The organism is Actinophytocola sp., assembly GCF_045807065.1.
Taxonomy (GTDB): Bacteria; Actinomycetota; Actinomycetes; order Mycobacteriales; family Pseudonocardiaceae; genus Actinophytocola.
Genome location: NZ_JBJMIE010000355.1, coordinates 1 through 18,909, shown reverse-complemented (window position 1 = coordinate 18,909; position 18,909 = coordinate 1). Strand labels below are relative to the sequence as shown.

Here is an 18,909-nt window from a genome sequence, read left to right as displayed (position 1 = left end):
GGACGCCGGGTCCGGTATCGCCGGCATCCGCCACAGAGTCGAGGCGCACGACGGCACCTTCGCGCTGACGAGCCCCGCCGGCGGCCCGACGACCCTGAGGGTGACCCTGCCATGCGGATCGTGATCGCCGAGGACGACCTCCTGCTGCGCGAAGGACTCGCGCTGTTGCTGCGTGCGGAAGGCCTCGACGTCGTCGCCACCGCGAGCAACCCCACCGACTTCCTGGAGGCGGTGGGCAAGCACGAGCCGGACGTGGCCATTGTGGACGTCCGGATGCCACCGACCCACACCGACGAGGGCATCGTCGCGGCCGTGGAGGCCAGGCGGCGCCAGCCGGGGCTCGCCGTGCTCGTGCTGTCGGCCTATGTGGAGCAGGCGTTCGCGACGGACCTGCTCGCGAGCGGCGGCCAGCGCCTCGGTTACCTGCTGAAGGAACGCGTGGGGCGGGTCCAGGAGTTCATGGACGCGTTGCACCGCGTCGCCGGCGGCGGCACGGCCATCGACCCCGAGGTCGTCGCCCAGCTGCTGGCCAGGAACCGCCCGGACAACCGGCTGGAGCGCCTCACCCCGCGCGAGCACGACGTGCTGGCACTGATGGCCGAGGGACTGGGGAACACCGCGATCGCCGAGCGACTGTTCGTCACGGAAGGCGCGGTGAGCAAGCACATCCGCAACATCTTCGCCAAACTCGACCTGGCCCCGGACGACCGCGCCGACCGGCGCGTCACCGCGGTGCTGCACTACCTGGAGGGCCGGCGGTAGGACCGGCGACACCACGGCGGCGATGTCCGGGTTACGTCCCCCGCAACGGAATCGCCCCGGACGACCCATTGGCGACGATCGTCGTGACCAGGACGCCGACGCCGCCGGTCCGCCCGGCAGGACGTGTCGCGGATTCCGTTCCCACCATGTTTTCACCCAATCCGGGACCCCTCCCGGTGACAATGCCCCACAATGTGCCTCGACCCGCGCCGGCTTCCCGAGGAAGGGACCTCATGGACCACCCACCCCAAGCTGCGCCGGAGCCAAATCCGAGGCCCGCGGAAGAACCCCCGTCCACGGACGCCACTCCCCCCGCACCGGCATCCCCGGAAACGGCAAGCACTCCCGCACAGGCACCGCTCCCTTCCTCGGCAGAACCAATCCCAAGCACCGAGCCGCAACACCCGGCTGAGTCCGCCACCACGGAACAACCCCCAACCGCAGACGCCACTCCCACCCCACCGACATCCCCAGAAGCGGCAAGCACTCCGGCGCAACCGGCCGAGTCAGCCACTCACGCCGAGCCCACCCCGGCACCCGGACCAGCCACCGCAGAGGCCGAAGCCCGGCCCAGCCAACCCGAGCCGACTGGCCCACCCGGGCCAGAAGATGTGCCCGACCCAAGTCCGGAAGAGGCTGCCACCGCGTCAGAAGTCGCTGTCACGCCCGCATCCGAGACCACTGCCACGCCGACGTCCGAGGCCGCCACCCAACCCGGTCTCCCGGACCAGCCGACGCTTCAGCCGGCGTTCGAGGTCGGTCCGGCTTCCGGGCCCATCCCGCAGTTCCCCTCGGCACCCGCGCCGGACTTCGAGTTCGACACCATCCCTATCAGCAAGCCGAAGAAACCCGGGAAACCGACCCCGCCCCGCGACCCCCTCGCCGTGGCCGTCGCGAACGGGTCGCTCTTCGGGGTCGGTTACGGGATGCTCGGCAAGCGTTTGCTGGCCGTCGGTGCCGGGGTGGTCACCGTCGTGCTCGTCGTTCTTCTGGTCACCGTGTTCCAGGAGCTCTGGCTGGAGATCGTCGTCCTCGGGTGGTGGGTGGCGGTCGTCGCGCACGGGTGGTGGCTCGCCGGGAAGCAGGCGGAGCCCCCGGTTCCCGGGGCGGCGCGCAGACAGCGGCTCGTCGCGCTCGCGGTGGCGTTGCCCGTCCTGTTGGTCGTCGGGTTCCTGCGGTTCGACGCCGGTCGGATCGAGCAGGACGTCGCCGACGCGCGTCAGGCAGGCGACTGCGGCAAGGCGACGCACGCGCTCGACGGCCGGTGGCTCGGTCACCGCATCGCCAACGCGCCGCTCGCCGCCGAGCAGGACGGCACCGCCCGCGCCTGCGATCTGCTCCGGCAGGCCACCACCGACCTCGACGCGGCGCTGGACGGCGACGCCGCCAAGCTCCCGGCCGGGATGGCCGCCATGCGGACGGTTCTCAGCGAACTGCCCGGGCACGAGAAGATGGTCGGCACCACCCTCGACCGCTTCCTCGGCCGGCTCCCGACCGACGATGCCTGTGACACCAAGGAGATCACCGACCGGCTCGGCCGCGAACCCCGCGAACCCCGCGAACGCCGTGACAAGACCGTCCTCGACCGGACCGCCGACGTCGTGCCGCGGATCGCGCCCAAGGCCATCGTCGAGTGCGGGGACGACCTCATGGCCGCCAACAACTGGTCACTCGCCCGCGAGCGGTACCAGCAGCTCCTCGACGAGTACCCCGACCACGACCTCGCGCCGCGCGCCACGGCGGGCGTCACCAAGGCGACGCAGGCGATCGAGCTGGCAAACGTCCGCCAGCTGCTCACGTCCACCGCCGGCGAGCAGCCCGCATACTGCACCAGCCCGGCCCCCTACAGCGGCGCCGTCGCCTACGGTGCGACCCGGCCCAACCGCGCCCTGTTCTTCGGCAACAACGAGTACACCGACCGGCTGCCACCCGAGTGGAAGGCCACCGACGCCGCGGACGCCGTCGTCGTCGTCTGTGCCGGCGCTGCCGAGATGGGCGCACCCGTGCGGACCTGCCCGTACGAGTCCACGTTGAGCGTGCTCGGCTACACGGACGTCACGTTCAAGAAGATCTCGATCCCCGTGAAGGTGTACGAGGTCAGGACCGCGCGGCTCGTGGCCGACACGCGTGTCGAGATCGGTGGCGCCACCTGCCCGGCCGTCCTCGAGTACCAGACCACCGGCTACGTCGACCTCGGGCCGCCGTCGGAGATGTACGTCACGGCCGCCGACCCGGACGTGCACGCCGGCTTCTCGCCCCTGGTCAACCCGTAGCTCAGGCGGGACAGGTGCTGATAACCTGCGCGATCGCGTCGTGTTCCTGCTGGTCCACGGACAGCTTGTACTTGGTCTTCATGTGGAGCCAACGGGCGATGTAGCCGCAGTGGTCCAGGGCCGGCAGCCACTTGGCGGGGTCGTCGTCGCCCTTGCTCCTGTTGCTGGAGGCCGTGACCGCGACCAGGCCCTCGATGTCGTTGGCGTACGCGTGCCGCTGCTCCACCGGCCAGTCGCCGGGACGTTGGCGCAGGCCGTTGACGACCGGCCCGGAGCGGGCGACCTCCGCGAGCGGCACGACGTGGTCGATGTCCAACTTGCTCGGATTCGTCACGGTCACGCCGTCGTAGCTGCTGACCCAGGTGCCGGACGTCGGGGCGCACCTGTCGTTCACCACCACGTTCTGGCCCTGCTGCTTGAGCACGGTCTCCCTGGTCGTGCACTCGCCGGAACGGGCCCAGTCCTCCAGCCAGTCCTCACGTTTGTAGTGGGCACCGGTGTCCTCCACGGCGATCTGCAACGCCGCCAGCTGGTCCGCCAACGCACCCGGCGGCAGAGTCGCCGGCGGCGGCGCGACCGAGGAGGGCTGGGTGCCCAACGGTAAGTTCTGGCAGCCGGTCAGGGCCACGAGCAGCAGAAGGGGCAGGACAGGCAGGGCACGGCGTAACACCGCACGATCATGTCGCACGCCGGCGGCCGGTGTCGATGCCCTGTGGCAGAAGCTACCTCCGTGCGATCCCGGCGAAGGACAGCTCGTTCATCTCCGGGTCCTCGGCGATGTCGCCGATGCCGCCGGGGCGCCAGGTGCCCGTCGGGACGACGCCCGGCGGTACCAGGTCGAAGTCGCCGAACAGGGCGGTGATCTGGGCGCGGGTGCGGGGGTGGACCTGGCCCGCGCCGCGGTTGCCGCGGACGATCCCGGCCACCGCGTCGATCTTGTCCGCCTGCATGTCGTCCGTCATGTGCGTGATGGTCAGGTAGCTGCCCGGCGACAGGGTCTCCCGGTAGGTGGCCACCAGGCCCGCGATGTCGTCCTCGTCGGGGATCCAGTGCAGCACGAGCAGGAACAGCAGGCCGATCGGCTCGTCGAAGTCCAGCAGGCGCCGGGTGACGGGGTGCTCGAGGATCGTCGCCGGCTCGCGCATGTCCGCCTCGACCATGCCGGCGTGCTCGTTGCCGGCCAGCATTAGCTCACTGTGTGCGACCGCGATGGGATCCCGGTCGACATACACCACACGACAGGATGAATTCGCCTGCTGTGCGATCTCGTGCACGTTGCCGACAGTGGGTATGCCGGAGCCGATGTCGAGGAACTGTCGAACGCCTTCTCCGATCATGAACCGAACCGCTCTCGCCAGGAACGCGCGATTGATGCGTGCGGCCGCCCGTATTCCGGGGACAGCGCCTTCCACCTGGTCAGCCATGATCCGGTCGGCCGCGAAGTTGTGACTTCCACCTAGTAGGTAGTCATATGTGCGCGCGCCGCTCGGCGCGTTCGTGTCGACATTCGAAGGCACCCAGTCCACGCGTACACCTTAATTGACCAAGAAACTGACGATCGCACCCGATCGGGTGCTTTTGGAGTAACGACTGTAGCCCTAGTGTAATCCCGCTCGCGACGTTTGGGAGACCGATATGGCAGTGCCCGTGGCACCCGGTCGGTGGCCTGTCCTGGGACACACACCGGTTCTGTTGCGCCGGCGGTTCGGCTTCACGGATGGCCTTCGCCAGCACGGCGATCTGGTCAGGGTGTACCTTGGCCGCCTTCTCACGTACTTCGTCACGAGTGCCGAGCTGACCCACCAGGTACTGGTCACCAGGTCAGCGAGCTTCGAAAAAGGAGCGATGTTCGACAAGTTCCGACCATTCACCGGGAACGGCCTGGTGAATTCCGGCGGCGCCTTTCACCTGCGCCAACGAAGGCTCATCCAGCCCGCGTTCCACCGGGAACGCATCGCCCACTACGCCGAAAAAATGGCAGTCGCGGTCGCGGAATTGTGCGGATCGTGGAAACCGGACGAAACCCGGGAGATCAACGACGATATGCAGGCCCTCGCGGTGACCATTGTCGGCGCGGCGCTGTTCGGCACGGAACTGGGCGGCTCGGCGATCGAGGAGTCCAGGCGGTCGATCCCGGTCGTCATCCGGCAGGGCATGATCCGGGCGCTTTCCCCGGAACCGGTCGGCCGGCTCCTGGTACGCGGGAACCGCCAGCTCGACCAGGCCGTCACGCGAATGCGGAGCGTGGTCGACGAGCTGATCGCGGGCTGGCGCGCGGAGGGGCGCGACCGCGGCGACCTGCTGTCCACGCTGCTCCTGGCCCGCGACACCGACGGCACCCCCATGACCGACCAGCAGGTCTACGACGAGGTCATCACCCTGCTGTCCGCGGGCATCGAGACCAGCGCGCTGGCGCTCGCCTGGCTGTTCCACGAGCTCGCGCGGCACCCCGACGTCGAACGCCGCGTGCACGACGAGGTCGACCGGGTCCTCGGCGGCCGCCGTGTCACGTTCGACGACGTCCCGAAGCTCACCTACCTCCGGCAGGTGATCGACGAGACCCTGCGGATGTACCCGATCTGGATCCTGATGCGCCGCACGACCGAACCCGTCGAGCTGGGTGGCGTGCGGATCCCGCGGGACACCGAGGTGACCGTCAGCCCGCACGCCCTGCACTTCGACCCGCGCAGCTTCCCCCACCCCGAGCGGTTCGACCCCGACCGCTGGGCACCGGACGCGGCCGGGGAGATCCCGCGTGGCGCGTTCATCCCGTTCGGCGCCGGCAACCGCCAGTGCGTCGGCAACGCGTTCGCCCTGCTGGAGATGGCCGTGACCGCGGCGACGATCGTGAGCCGCTGGCGGCTGACGCTCGCCCGCCCGCTGCGGGTCGCCTACACCTCCACCGCCTACCCGACCCGGCTGTCCATGACAGTCACCCCACGCTGAAAGGCCCTCATGTTCCACCGGCTCGCCGCGGCCGCCCTCGTCGCCGGGATCCTGCTCGTCCCGGCACCGGCGCAGGCCAGCACCACCTGCGAGAACCGCACGTTCCCCGTGACCGTGGCAGGACTCCAGCAGACCATGGCCGGCACCCTCTGTGTCCCGAGCAACGCGCACACCCTCCAGATCCTGGTACCGGGTGGCTTCTACAACCGCTCGTACTGGGACATCCCCCTCCAGTCCCGCTCGTTCCGCCAGGCCATGAACGACGCCGGCTACGCCACCCTCGCGGTCGACCGGCTCGGCACCGGCGCCAGCTCCGAGCCGCCGAGCGCGGTGCTGACCGCGATCACCCAGGCGGTCGCCGTGCACCAGGTGGTGGCCGCCATGCGCCCGGCGTTCGCGAAGATCATCCTGGGCGGCCACTCCCTCGGGTCCGCCATCTCGATCATCGAGGCGGCCACCTACCACGACGTGAACGGCGTGCTGGTGACCGCCATGGGCCACCACATCAACGCGCCCGGCATCGCGCCCATCGCCGCCACGTTCGTCCCGGCCGACCTCGACCCGGCGTTCGCCACCAAGGCTTTGGACACCGGCTACCTGACCACGCAGGCCGGCACCCGCTACTCGATGCACCAGCCGGGGCCGAACGTGTCGGCCGTGGTGGGGTACGACGAGTCGACGAAGGACGTCGCGGCGCCGACCGAGCTGGTCGACGCGGCGCTGCTCGGCACCGTGACGCCGTACACCAAGCTCGTCGACGTCCCGGTCCTCTCCGCCATCGCGGGTGGCGACCCCACGTTCTGCGGCCTGCTCGCGACGGACTGCTCCTCCGCGGCGACCTACCTGGCCGCGGAGGCGCCGTTCTACGGTCCGGCCGCGCGGCTGCAGACCTACGTGCTGCCCGGGTACGGCCACGCGTTCAACTACGCCCCCAACGCACCCGACCTGTTCGCCGCGGTGGTGGTCTGGGCCGATCGGATGGTCGGGCGGTGACCAGTGCCCTGTCCGGCGGCGCGAGCACGCCGGAGCACGACCGGACCCGCGACAAGCTCGCGCGGAAATGGGCGTACCTGCTCTGCACGACGAGCTATGTGCCGCTCATCCAGACCGACCTGGAGCAGCCGATGCGCGAGCTGGTCGACGAGCTGTTCACGGCGCTGCCCGGCGAGGGCGTCACGGTCGCCGAGCGGGTCGGTGTCCGGCTGGTCGAGCTGAACTGCGTCGACCGCAAGAGCCTGGAGACCACCGTGGACGTGCTGGCCGCCCCACTGCTCGCCGGCGGGCAGCCGCCGGAACGGGTGGCCCGCCTGCTCGGTGGGCTGGCCGCCGGTTACGCCGACGCACTGCGGCAGCGCACGGTCGACCAGCAGGAGAGCATGGTCCGCGCCGTGAAGGCGCTCGCGATGAAGGCCGCGAGCGCGGCGAAGGCGCACCAGGCCGCACGCGAGGCCGTCGCCACCGAGCTGACGCTGCTGCGCCGCCAGCTCTCCCACCAGCTGCTGCATGACGTCCTCACCGGCCTGCCGAACCGGCAGTTCTTCACCACGCGGCTGGAGGAGGTACTGAACTCGGGCACGCCGGTCACGCTGTATCGGATCGAGCTGAACGGGTTCGCCGTGCTGGGCGACGGCCTCGCCGGGCCGTGCGCGGACACCGTGCTGGTCGAGATCGCCACCCGGCTGCGCAGCCTCGTGGGCGGCCAGGACGGGATGGCCGCGCGCCTCGACCGCGCGGGCTTCGCGGTGCTGCACGAGCACCCGCCGGAGGAGCCGGGAAAACGCCTGCCGCCGGCCGAGTTCGTCCGCTGGCTCACCGAGGCGCTCGCGGAGACGACCTACGTCGACGACGCCGGCGTCGCGCTGACCGCCAACGTCGGCGTGGTGCAGAGCCCGCCGCACGGCACGAACCCGGTGGAGCTGTTGCAGGTGGCGGACATCGCGCTCCGGCAGGCACAGGCGGCCGGCCCGGGGCACTGGCGGCTGCTCGAGCGGAACGAGCACAAACCGGCCAGGGACACCGCCCGGCTCGCGGCGGTCATGCCGGGTGCGGTCGAGATGGGTGAGCTCGCGGTCGGCTACCGCCTGCGGGTCGACCTGGCCGACCGGCACCCGGTCAGCGTCGAGGCGTACCCGCGGTGGGACCAGGCCGGGCTGGCCGGGCAGAGCTGCGTGGCGCTCGCCGAGGAGACCGGGCTGAGCCCGCAGATCGGGCGGTGGCTGCTGCGGGCCGCGAGCGAGCGACTGCTGGCGTGGACACCCGACCTGCCGCTGTCGGTGCGCCTGTCGCCCAACCAGTCCGCGGCGGCCGACCTGGTCGACTCGGTCCTCGACACGCTGGCCGACCTGTCGGTGCCCCCGGAACGCCTGCGGCTGGCGCTGCCGGCGGCGGAGGTGTTCGACGGCCGGCCGCGGGCACTGGACAACCTGACGACACTGGCGAAGGCCGGCGTGCGGATGGCCGTGCACGACTTCCGCGGCAACCCGTCCGATGTGGTCCGACTGCCCGACCTACCACTGCGGACGGTGTTGCTCGCACCGCGACTGGTCGCCCAGGCACGCGCGATGGGCGGCGAAACCCTTGTGGCGCGGGCGATGTCGAGCCTGACCCGGCTGGTGCACGAGGCCGGGGCCACGGTCGCGGTCGACGACGTGCGCAGCGAACCGGAGATCGACTGGTGGCGCCGCGCGGGCGCGGACATCGCGGGCGGACCGTTGTTCAGGGTGAACCCTGAGGCAGCTACCGGGTAAGCCCGGAGTTGCCGAGCCTGCCGTTGCTGGAGCCTTGTCTGCGTCATCCCGACCCAGACTTTCTCCGAGGGGGCTCCCGATGGGCAAACCCATGTTAACCGTGCGGATCGCGAGATGGAGCGCCGAACACCCGTGGCGCGCGATCGGCGCGTGGTTGTTGTTCGTGGCCGTCTGCATCGGCGCCGGGCAGGTCACCGGCACGAGGAGCGCCGACTTCGACGACCACCCGAAGGGTGAGCTCGCCACCTACCAGAGCATCGTCGACGAGGCCGGTTTCACGCGGCCCGCGACGGAGAACGTCCTGATCTCGGCCCGTTCGGGGAACCTCGACTCCGCTCGCGCGCTGGCCGCGGCCGGCGAGGTGCGGGCCGACATGGGTGCGTTGCGCGAGGTGAGCGAGGTCAGCGACCCGGTGCCGTCGCCGAAGGGTACGGCGGTGCTGGTCAACGTCGAGCTGGCCGGTGACCCCGAGACCGCCGACGACCGGGTCGACACGCTGCTGCACACGACGGCGGCCGTGCAGAAGCAGTACCCGGACCTGCTGGTGGAGCAGGTAGGCGGGGCGTCGCTGAACAAGGCGCTGTCGGCGACCCTCGGCGACGACTTCCAGAAGGCCGAGCTGATCAGCATCCCGGTGACGCTGCTGATCATGCTGCTGGTGTTCGGCGCCCTGATCGCGGCGGGGGTGCCGGTGCTGCTGGCGATGTCCGCGGTGGGGGCCGCGCTCGGCCTGTCCGCGTTGGCGTCGCAGCTGGTTCCAGCGACGGACAACACGTCCAGCATGATCCTGCTGATCGGCATGGCGGTCGGCGTGGACTACTCGCTGTTCTACGTGCGGCGCGACCGGGAGGAACGCGAGAAGGGCGCCGGGCACGTGGACGCGGTGGAGATCGCGGCGGCCACGTCGGGGCACGCGATCGTGGTGTCCGGCATCGCCGTGACCGTCGCGATGGCCGGCATGTTCGTGGTCAACGACATCGTGTTCTCGTCGATCGCCGTGGGGACGATCCTGGTGGTGCTGGCCGCGATGATCGGCTCGATCACCGTGCTGCCGGCGCTGCTGGCGAAGCTGGGCCGGTTCGTGGACAAGCCACGCATCCCGTTGCTGTGGCGGCTGTCGATGCGGAACTCGGAGAACCCGCGGTTCTGGCGGGCGGTGCTGAAGCCGAGCCTGCGGGCACCGAGGACCACGATGATCATCTCGGTGGGCGTGCTGGCCGCACTGGCGGTGCCGGCGTTCGGCATGACGTTGAACTCACCGTCCACATCGGACCTGCCGCGCAGCATCCCGATCATGCGCTCCTACGACCGGATGACCGAGGCGTTCCCCAGCACCGGCGCGTCCCACCAGATCGCGATCCGGGTGCCCGCCGCACAGACGGCTGCCGCGAAGGCGGCGGTGGACGACCTGCTGGCGCGGATCGCGCACGAGCCCGGCTTCGCACACGACCGGGCGCCGAAGGTCACGCCCGCGAAGGACGGCCGCATCTACCTGATCTCGGCGGGCATCCCCTACGACGGCACCTCGCCTGAGGCCGACCAGTCGCTGGCGCGGCTGCGGACCTCCCTGCTGCCGGCCACGGTCGGCACGGTCGCGAGTGCGGAGTTCGCGGTGGGCGGCCAGACCGCGGGTGAGAACGACTTCGTGGCGAACATGAACGACGCGCTGCCGTGGGTGATCGGGTTCGTGCTGCTGCTGACGTTCCTGGTGATGCTGTGGGCGTTCCGGGCGCCGGTGATCGCGTTGAGCGCGATCGGGCTGAACCTGCTGTCGGCCGGCGCGGCGTACGGGGTGTTGGTGCTGGTGTTCCAGCACACCTGGGCCGAGGACCTGCTGGGCTTCACGTCGACGGGCGGCATCACCGCCTGGCTCCCGGTGATCCTGTTCGTGACGCTGTTCGGCCTGTCCATGGACTACCACGTGTTCGTGGTGAGCCGCATCCGCGAGGCGTCGGCGCACATGCCGACCCGCGACGCGGTCGCGACGGGCATCACCAGGTCGGCGGGCGTGGTCACGAGCGCCGCGGCGGTCATGATCGGCGTGTTCTCGATCTTCGCGACCCTGAGCACGATCGACATGAAGCAGATGGGCGTCGGGCTCGCGACCGCGATCCTCATCGACGCGACCCTGATCCGCGCGGTCCTCCTGCCGGCGCTGATGACCGTGCTGGGCAAGGCGAACTGGTGGACGCCCCGCTTCCTGCGCAAGCGCGAGGAGACCAACGCGACGGAGGAGACCCGGGTCCTGGAACCGGTCGGCTGACGCGGTGGTCACGGAGGGCACCCTCGGGACGGTGAACGTCCTGAGGGTGTCCTTCAGGTGTTGCTGGCGGCGGCCGCGGTCCGGCGCGGCCGAGCCGATGTCGGTGGTTCGGCCGTGGCCGGGCTTTCCTCAGGAGAGGAGTCCCGCGATCAGTGCGCCCATGGCGGCGGCCGCGGTCAGGGACAACATCTGTCGCAGTCGGCGGGACCATCGCTCGTCGGCGCGGAGGTGGATGACCAACCAGATGGCTGCCGTCACCGACACGAGTAGGAGCGAGGCGACGATCTGGCCGGTCATACCGGCCGCGCTGGCATGGATGGCGCCCAGTAGCAGACCGATGAGCAGGCCATAGAGCAACGCGAGCCAGCCAGTGCGTGCCGAGGACCGTTGCGCGGGTGGCTGACCCAGCCGGGGTGGCTGGTAGGCCTGGGTCGGCGCCTGCCAGGGCGCCGGGCTGATGGCGGGGTTCGCGGGCCACCGCGGTGCGGGACCAGGTGGCGGTGTGACGGCCGGCGGGGAAGCGGCCGGTCCGGATGCCTGCTCGGCCAGGTGAAGACGGTGCGCGCGGGACAGGCGATATTCCATGAACGCGATCACCAGGGTCAGCACCGCTGTGAAGGCCTGGATGAGATCGCTCGCGACGGACACCCGGCAAGGGTCCCTCCGGGGCGACCACCGCCGGGGTGTTTACCCGAAAGGCGGCCCGAGCGGTGTCATGGACGACTCGAAGGGGTGACCAGGTGGGCGCCTGGTCGGGCGGCGGAACATCGCCGCCCGACCAGGAACGGTCACTCCACCGGCGCGGCGAACTGGGCCGAGTACAACCGGTGGTAGGCGCCGCGCTGTTCCAGTAGTTCCTCGTGGGTGCCCTGTTCGACGATGCTGCCGGACTCCATCACCAGGATCAGGTCCGCGTCGCGGATCGTCGACAGGCGGTGGGCGATCACGAAGCTCGTGCGGGACGACCGCAGGGCCGCCATCGCGTGCTGCACCAGTGACTCCGTGCGGGTGTCGACGGAGCTGGTGGCCTCGTCGAGGATGAGCAGCGACGGGCTGGCCAGGAACGCGCGTGCGATGGTCAGCAGCTGCTTCTCACCGGCGGAGACGTTGGACGCCTCCTCGTCGATCACCGTGTCGTAGCCGTCGGGGAGGGTGCGGACGAAGCGGTCGACGTAGGTGGCCTGCGCCGCCGCGATGATCTCCTCCTCGGTGGCCCCGGGCTTGCCGTACGCGATGTTGTCGCGGATGGTGCCGCCGAACAGCCAGGTGTCCTGCAGCACCATGCCCACCTGGGAGCGCAGGTCCTCCCGCCGGAGCGCGGTGATGTCCACGCCGTCCAGGGTGATCCGGCCGCCGTCCAGCTCGTAGAACCGCATGATCAGGTTGACCAGGGTCGTCTTGCCGGCGCCGGTGGGGCCGACGATCGCGACCGTGTGGCCCGGTTCGGCCACCAGGGACAGGTCCTCGATCAGCGGCTGCTCCGGGCGGTAGGAGAACGTCACGTTCTCGAACGCCACCCGGCCGCGACGCTCCGCGGGCAGGGACGCGTCCGCCGGGTCGGGCTCCTGCTCCTCGGCGTCCAGCAGCTCGAACACCCGCTCCGCCGACGCGACACCGGACTGCAGCAGGTTGGCCATCGACGCGACCTGGGTCAGCGGCTGCGTGAACTGGCGCGAGTACTGGATGAACGCCGTGACCTCGCCGAGCGTCATCGACCCGGACGTGATCCGCAGGCCGCCGACCACCGCGATCAGCACGTAGCTGATGTTCGACAGGAACATCATCGACGGCATGATCAGGCCGGACACGAACTGCGCACCGGAGCTGGCCTCGTACAGCGCCTGGTTGCGCTTGCGGAACTCCTCCTCCGACTCCTGCTGCCGGCCGAACACCTTCACCAGCTGATGCCCGGTGAACGACTCCTCGATGTGCGCGTTCAGCGCGCCCGTGTTCTTCCACTGCGCGATGAACAGCTTCTGCGACCGCTTGCCGATCGCCCGCGTCACGAACACCGACACCGGCACCACCAGCACCGCGATCAGCGCCAGCAGCGGCGAGATCGTGAACATCATGACGAGCACGCCGACGACCGTGAGCAGGGACGTCAGCAGCTGGCTCATCGTCTGCTGCAGCGTGGTCGAGATGTTGTCGATGTCGTTGGTGACGCGGGAGAGCAGCTCGCCGCGCGGCTGGCCGTCGAAGTACCGCAGCGGCAGCCGGTGCAGCTTCGCCTCGACGTCCTCGCGCAGCGCGAACACCATGCGCTGCACCACGGTGTTCAGCAGCCAGCCCTGCGCCAGCGAGAACAGCGACGAGGTCAGGTACAGCCCGAGCACCCACGCCAGCACCGAGCCGAGCGCGCCGAAGTCGATGCCGGCGCCGGGAACGCCGCGGAACTTGGCGATGATGCCGTTGAAGATGATGTCGGTGGCGTGCCCGAGCACCTTCGGCCCCGCCACGTTGAACCCGACGGCGAGCACGCCGAGCGCGACGACGAACGCGATGCTGAACCGCTCGGGACGCATCCGGCCCAGCAGCCGCTTGGCCGAGGTGCTGAAGTCGTCCGCCTTGCTGACCGGGCCCTGCATGCCGGGGAAGCCCCGGCCGATCGGACCGGCGGGCGCGGGCCTGCGAACTGCCGTGGGCGTGCTCATGCCACCACCTCGCCCGCTCCGTGACGCCGGAACGCTCCGCAGGCGACGCGCCGCCCTGAATATCGACGATTCACTCCGCAAACTCCGTTCATGCCACCTGCTCCGGGGTCAGCTGGGACTCGACGATCTCGACGTAGGTCGGGCAGGTGCCCATGAGTTCACGATGCGAGCCGCGGCCGACGATCTCGCCGTTCTCCAGCACGATGATCTGGTCGGCGTCGAGGATGGTCGACACCCGCTGGGCCACCACGATGATCGTGGAGTTGCGCGTGTGCGGGCGCAGCGCGGCACGCAGCGCCGCGTCGGTCGCGAGGTCCAGCGCGGAGAACGCGTCGTCGAACAGGTAGATCTCCGGCTTGCGGACCAGCGCCCTGGCGATCGACAGCCGCTGGCGCTGACCGCCGGACACGTTCGTGCCGCCCTGGGCGATGGCCGCGTCCAGCCCACCCATCTCCTCGACGAACCGGCGCGCCTGGGCGATCTCCAACGCCTCCCACAGCTGCTCGTCCGTGGCGTCGGGGTTGCCGTACTGGAGGTTCGAGCGCACGGTGCCGGTGAACAGGTACGCCTGCTGCGGCACCAGCCCGATCCGCGCACGCAGCACCTCGGGGTCCAGCTCGCGCACATCCGTGCCGTTGACCCGGATCTCGCCGCCGGTCACGTCGATCAAGCGGGGGATCAGGTTCACCAGCGTGGTCTTGCCGGCGCCGGTACTGCCGATGATCGCGGTCGTCCTGCCGGCCTCGGCGCGGAGCGAGATGTCCCGCAGCACGGCGTCGGCCGCGCCGGGGTACCGGAACTCGACGTGTTCGAACGCGACCTCGGCACGCACCGGCAGCTCCACGACCCCCGCCTCGGGCGGCCGCACCGACGACTCGGTGTCGAGCACCTCGACGATCCGCTCGGCGCACACGGCCGCGCGCGGGATCATTATCGAGATGAACGTGGCCATCATGACCGACATCAGGATCTGCAGCAGGTAGGACAGGAACGCGGTGAGCGCGCCGACCTGCATCGCACCGCTGTCGACGCGGTGCGCGCCGAACCACAGGACCGCGACGCTGGACACGTTGAGGATCAGCATGACGGTCGGGAAGATCATCGACTGCAGCCGGCCCACCCGCAGCGCCGTGTCGGTGAGCTGGGAGTTCGCGTCCTGGAACCGGGTGATCTCCGCCTTCTCGCGGACGAACGCGCGGACCACGCGGATGCCGGACAGCTGCTCGCGCAGGACGCGGTTGACCTGGTCGATGCGCTCCTGCATCAGCCGGAACTGCGGCACCATCCGCGAGACGATCAGGCCGATGCAGATGACCAGCGCCGGCACGCAGACCAGCAGCAGCCACGACAGGCCGACGTCCTCGTGCAGCGCCATGACCACGCCGGCCACGCACATGATCGGCGCGGTGATGAACATCGTGGCCATCATGACCACCAGGAGCTGCACCTGCTGCACGTCGTTGGTGGTGCGGGTGATCAGCGACGGCGCGCCGAACGTGGCGACCTCACGCGCGGAGAACGTGCCGACCTGGTGGAAGATCCCGCCCCGCACGTCCCGGCCGAAGGCCATGGCCGTGCGCGCGCCGAAGCGGACCGCGATGACCGAGCAGATGATCTGCAGCAGCGACACCGCGAGCATCCACGCACCGGTGCGGATGATGTAGTCGTTGTCGCCGCGCGCGACGCCGTTGTCGATGATGTCCGCGTTGAGACTCGGCAGGTACAGCGACGCGATCGTGCCGATGAGCTGCAGCACGAGCACGATCGCCAGCTCTCTGCGGTACGGCCGCAGGTAGGTGGACAGCAACCGGTTCAGCAACGTTCCCCCTGTGTAGAAACGACCCGTATCTTATATTGTGTCAAGGTAGACCATCCGCGTAAGACACGCAACGTATCTTAGGGGTTCAGTGGACGACGACGCGACCGCTTTTACAGCGACCAGGCCGGTGCAGACCCGGCGACGCGGCGCCGAGCTCGAGCAGGCCATCCTGGACGCCACGTGGGACGAGCTGCGCGAGGTGGGCTACACAGCCCTCACCATAGAGGCGGTGGCAAAACGGGCAGGCACGAGCAAACCCGTCATATACCGCAGATGGCCACGCCGAGCGGAGCTGGTGATGGCCGCCTGGGGCCGCCAGCAGCCCGTTGAGTCCCAAGTGCCCGAACTGGGTTCACTGAGGGCTGACGTGCTGTGGCTGTTCACCCGGATCGCGAAGCGGATGAGCGCCATGATGAGCCAGACGATCGCGGGCGTCATGGCCGACGCGTTCAAGCACCCGGAGATCAAGAACCTGTTGCGGGAGAAGATGGACAACGCGCCCATGGCGTCGAGGATGTGGAAGGTCGTCGACGACGCGATCGCGCGCGGGGAGCTGAAACCGGTGTACCTGCCACCGCGCGTGCTGCGGCTGCCGCTGGACCTGATCCGCTCGGAGGCGATGGTGTACGGCGGTCCACTCCCCGACGAGGCGCTGGAGAGCATGGTCGACGACGTCTACATCCCGCTGTTGAAGGGACTCGCGGCCGACTGACGGGTCAGCTCCGCGCCAGCACCAGCAGCGCGAGCCCGAACGGGCCGCCGGTGCCGGTGCACACGTCGGCGAGGACGTCCAGGCCGGCGGCCCGCACCAACCGGGCGAGACCTTCCGGGGAGTACTTGCGGGACAGCGAAAGCCGGACGGTGTCGTCGAGGCCGAGCGGCGCGGCCGTGCCGTTCGGCAGGGACATGACCTGGTCCTCGCCCGACCGGTAGACCGTCTTCACCACGAGCGCGCGTTCCGCCTCGACGGCGCCGAGGACCTCGACGTCCCCCCAGCCCGGGCTCAGCCTGGTGTGGTGGCGCAGGGCGGCGGTGACGAACTCGCCGAAGGACAGGGTGTAGGCCTGCTCGTCCGCGGCGGAGGCGGCCAGCGCGGGACCCAGGTCGGTCGTCGCCTCGACCTCCAGCAGCAGGCGATCGCCGGGGCGCAGCAGGGAACCGACCAGCGCGAGCACCGCGGTGTCGTCGTCGAAGCCGGCGATGGTGTTGCCCAGCAAGGAGAACAGCATCGGCATCGAGCCGAACAACTCGTCGAGCAACCCGCGGAGCGTGGTCACGCTCTCCCGCGAGGAGAAGTCCCATGGCAGGGACATGACGCGGTCGGGCGGCAGCCCGAGGTTGCGGAGCTGGCCGGTGATGGCCAGGTGCAACAGTTCCTGGCCGGTGTCCACCGGCAGGTAGCACAGGTCGCGGTTGACCCGGGACAGGTCGGTGAGCACCACGCCGTCCTTGCGGCCGTCGCCGGGGCCGAGGCTCACGTAGTGGCACGGCTCCGCCGGGGCGGACGCGCGGATCTTCCGCCACCGCGCGGCGAACGTCTGGTTGCTCTGCCGCGCGGGCGAGCCGAGCGGGTCGCGGCAGACGGCCGCCCACGCGTTCGCCGCTCCCATTCCGGCGAACGCGTGGGCGGACGTGATGCGCTTGCCGTCCCCTGACGAGTCAGCGGGACGGCTGAGATCGTTGATGAGACCGATGAAGCGCGCGGTCCGGTCACCGGCGGCCAGCTCGACCCACTCGAGCGCGGGTGGTGCGGGCACGCGGAGGGCGGATGGGGGGCCATCCGCCACAACGATTTCACCAACAGCCATCGCAGTCTCCCCTCGCTGATGGCAGCGCAACATGAAGATTCTGCATCTGCACGTGCATTTGCACAAGCTGACTGCATTAGGAAATTTGCGGAAACATAGAAAGGCCCTTTCTGAACAGCGGGCTGTTCAGAAAGGGCCTCCCCAAAAATTGATCAGTGCACGGCGATGGGCCGCAGACTCTCGTCGTGCTCGTCGACGTGGTAGTCCTCGCCGGTCGTCTCGTCGGTGCCGTTGGACGCGCGCCCGCGGATGATCAGCGTGACTATCACCGCCACGAGCAGGTTCGCCACCAGCGCGACGAAACCGACGTAGATCTGGACCAGTGAGCCGGCGAACGGGTGCCAGCCGAAGATGCTCAGCTTGTCCAGGGCCAGCGCGGAACCGCCGAAGTGCTGCCGTTTCGTCGCCGGGTTCGGAATGCCGTACAGCATGATCATGCCCCAGCCGAGGCCGACCACCCAGCCGGCGACGAGCGCCCAGCGGTGCAACCACTTGGTGTACAAGGCGATCGCGACCGCCGGCAGCGTCTGCAGGATGATCACGCCGCCGATCAGCTGGAGGTCGATGGCGTACTGCGGGTCGATCACCACGATGAACAGCACGGCACCGAACTTGACCACCAGTGACGCCAGCTTCGCCTGTTTGGCCTCGTCCCTGGGAGTCGCATCCTTGCGGATGTACTCCTTGTAGACGTTGCGGGTCCACAGGTTCGCCGCGGCGATCGACATGATCGCGGCCGGCACCAGCGCGCCGATGCCGATGGCCGCGAACGCGATGCCCGCGAACCAGTCGGGGAACATCTTGTCGAACAGCAGCGGGACGACCGTGTTGGAGTCCGGCTTGCCGCCCGAGGTCAGCGGCTTGACACCGGCGGCGATCGCCATCAGGCCGAGCAGCGCGAGCAGGCCGAGCACGAAGCTGTAGGCCGGCAGCGCCGCCATGTTGCGGCGGATGACGTCGGCGCTGCGGGAGCTCAGCGCTCCGGTGATCGCGTGCGGGTACAGGAACAGCGCGAGCGCGCTGCCCAGAGCGAGCGACGCGTAGGTCGTCTGCGCGTCGACCGTCCCCGGCAGCAGCGACCCCGGCTTGGGCGTGTGCTTGGGCAGCGCCGCGTCCGCCTTGTCGAAGATCGCGCCGAAGCCGCCGAGCTTCGACGGGATGTAGATCACGGCGACGAGCACCGTGATGTAGATCAGCGCGTCCTTGACCACCGCGATCAGCGCCGGCGCCCGCAGGCCCGAGTTGTAGGTGTAGGCAGCGAGGATCACGAACGCCAGGATCAGCGGCCAGTCGCCCTGCACGCCCATCGCCTGCAGCACGACCCGGATGCCGACCAGCTGCAGGGCGATGTAGGGCATCGTCGCGAGCAGCCCGGTGCCCGCGATCGCCGTCGCGAGCGGCCGCGAGCCGTAGCGACCGCGGACGAAGTCGGCGGGCGTCACGTAGCCGCGCCGGTGTGCCACCGACCACAGCCGCGGCAGCGCAAGGAACGCCAGCGGATAGATGAGGATCGTGTAGGGCAGCGCGAAGAAGCCCACGGCGCCCACGCCGAAGACCAGCGCCGGCACGGCGATGAACGTGTACGCGGTGTAGAGGTCGCCGCCCAGCAGGAACCAGGTGACGACGGTGCCGAACCG

General features: G+C 69.7%; 14 protein-coding genes. 7 read left to right on the top strand and 7 right to left on the bottom strand.

Going from position 1 to position 18,909, the window contains the following annotated elements; all coding sequences use genetic code 11:
- The first annotated feature begins 111 nt into the window (after positions 1-111).
- Together ACJ73U_RS20650 and ACJ73U_RS20645 are read left to right on the top strand one after the other, a co-directional pair.
- Positions 112-762, top strand: a complete 651-nt coding sequence (locus tag ACJ73U_RS20650) for a response regulator (protein WP_407779299.1) — start codon at positions 112-114, stop codon at positions 760-762.
- Positions 763-1,646: 884 nt separating this feature from the next.
- Positions 1,647-3,035: a tetratricopeptide repeat protein gene (locus ACJ73U_RS20645; protein ID WP_407779298.1), complete on the top strand. Its 1,389-nt coding sequence runs from the start codon at positions 1,647-1,649 to the stop codon at positions 3,033-3,035.
- A gap of 1 nt (position 3,036) precedes the next feature.
- Here the strand turns inward: ACJ73U_RS20645 and ACJ73U_RS20640 are convergent, their stop codons facing one another.
- Entirely contained in the window at positions 3,037-3,705 is a 669-nt protein-coding gene (locus ACJ73U_RS20640; RefSeq protein ID WP_407779297.1) for an HNH endonuclease family protein, read from the bottom strand.
- A 52-nt stretch (positions 3,706-3,757) separates the two neighbouring features.
- On the bottom strand, positions 3,758-4,552 hold the full coding sequence (locus ACJ73U_RS20635; RefSeq protein WP_407779300.1) for an SAM-dependent methyltransferase: 795 nt from the start codon (positions 4,550-4,552) through the stop codon (positions 3,758-3,760).
- 118 nt (positions 4,553-4,670) lie between these two features.
- Here ACJ73U_RS20635 and ACJ73U_RS20630 point away from each other — a divergent pair, with 118 nt between their 5' ends.
- The 4 genes from ACJ73U_RS20630 (at position 4,671) to ACJ73U_RS20615 (ending at position 10,991) form a co-directional block, all read left to right on the top strand.
- Positions 4,671-5,981, top strand: coding sequence for a cytochrome P450 (locus tag ACJ73U_RS20630; protein WP_407779296.1), 1,311 nt, complete (start codon positions 4,671-4,673; stop codon positions 5,979-5,981).
- A gap of 9 nt (positions 5,982-5,990) precedes the next feature.
- On the top strand, positions 5,991-6,974 hold the full coding sequence (locus tag ACJ73U_RS20625) for an alpha/beta fold hydrolase (protein WP_407779295.1): 984 nt from the start codon (positions 5,991-5,993) through the stop codon (positions 6,972-6,974).
- Positions 6,971-8,728 carry an EAL domain-containing protein gene (locus tag ACJ73U_RS20620; protein WP_407779294.1) on the top strand — a complete coding sequence of 586 codons (1,758 nt, stop codon included), beginning with the start codon at positions 6,971-6,973 and terminating at the stop codon, positions 8,726-8,728. The genes ACJ73U_RS20625 and ACJ73U_RS20620 overlap by 4 nt, the downstream gene beginning before the upstream one ends.
- A 79-nt stretch (positions 8,729-8,807) precedes the next feature.
- Positions 8,808-10,991: an MMPL family transporter gene (locus tag ACJ73U_RS20615; RefSeq protein WP_407779293.1), complete on the top strand. Its 2,184-nt coding sequence runs from the start codon at positions 8,808-8,810 to the stop codon at positions 10,989-10,991.
- Between the two features lie 129 nt (positions 10,992-11,120).
- Here ACJ73U_RS20615 and ACJ73U_RS20610 read toward each other — a convergent pair whose 3' ends face one another.
- The 3 genes from ACJ73U_RS20610 to ACJ73U_RS20600 form a co-directional block, all read right to left on the bottom strand.
- Entirely contained in the window at positions 11,121-11,639 is a 519-nt protein-coding gene (locus ACJ73U_RS20610) for a hypothetical protein (protein WP_407779292.1), read from the bottom strand.
- 140 nt (positions 11,640-11,779) lie between these two features.
- Positions 11,780-13,645, bottom strand: coding sequence for an ABC transporter ATP-binding protein (locus tag ACJ73U_RS20605; RefSeq protein ID WP_407779291.1), 1,866 nt, complete (start codon positions 13,643-13,645; stop codon positions 11,780-11,782).
- An 88-nt stretch (positions 13,646-13,733) separates the two neighbouring features.
- A complete protein-coding gene (locus ACJ73U_RS20600) occupies positions 13,734-15,464 on the bottom strand; it encodes an ABC transporter ATP-binding protein (RefSeq protein WP_407779290.1) in 1,731 nt (576 codons plus the stop codon).
- A gap of 88 nt (positions 15,465-15,552) precedes the next feature.
- On the opposite strand from ACJ73U_RS20600, the gene ACJ73U_RS20595 reads away from it, so the two are divergent.
- Positions 15,553-16,176, top strand: a complete 624-nt coding sequence (locus ACJ73U_RS20595) for a TetR/AcrR family transcriptional regulator (RefSeq protein ID WP_407779289.1) — start codon at positions 15,553-15,555, stop codon at positions 16,174-16,176.
- Between the two features lie 4 nt (positions 16,177-16,180).
- On the opposite strand, the gene ACJ73U_RS20590 is transcribed toward ACJ73U_RS20595, so the two are convergent.
- Positions 16,181-17,221: an L-histidine N(alpha)-methyltransferase gene (locus ACJ73U_RS20590; protein ID WP_407779288.1), complete on the bottom strand. Its 1,041-nt coding sequence runs from the start codon at positions 17,219-17,221 to the stop codon at positions 16,181-16,183.
- Positions 17,222-17,424: 203 nt separating this feature from the next.
- A partial coding sequence (mctP, locus tag ACJ73U_RS20585; RefSeq protein WP_407779287.1) for a monocarboxylate uptake permease MctP occupies positions 17,425-18,909 on the bottom strand: 1,485 nt, incomplete at its 5' end.

Coding starts and splice junctions, on each gene's coding strand:
- ACJ73U_RS20650 (WP_407779299.1), top strand. CDS start 112: ATGCGGATCGTGATCGCCGAGGACGACCTCCTGCTGCGCGAAGGACTC.
- ACJ73U_RS20630 (WP_407779296.1), top strand. CDS start 4,671: ATGGCAGTGCCCGTGGCACCCGGTCGGTGGCCTGTCCTGGGACACACA.
- ACJ73U_RS20625 (WP_407779295.1), top strand. CDS start 5,991: ATGTTCCACCGGCTCGCCGCGGCCGCCCTCGTCGCCGGGATCCTGCTC.
- ACJ73U_RS20615 (WP_407779293.1), top strand. CDS start 8,808: ATGGGCAAACCCATGTTAACCGTGCGGATCGCGAGATGGAGCGCCGAA.
- ACJ73U_RS20605 (WP_407779291.1), bottom strand. CDS start 13,645: ATGAGCACGCCCACGGCAGTTCGCAGGCCCGCGCCCGCCGGTCCGATC.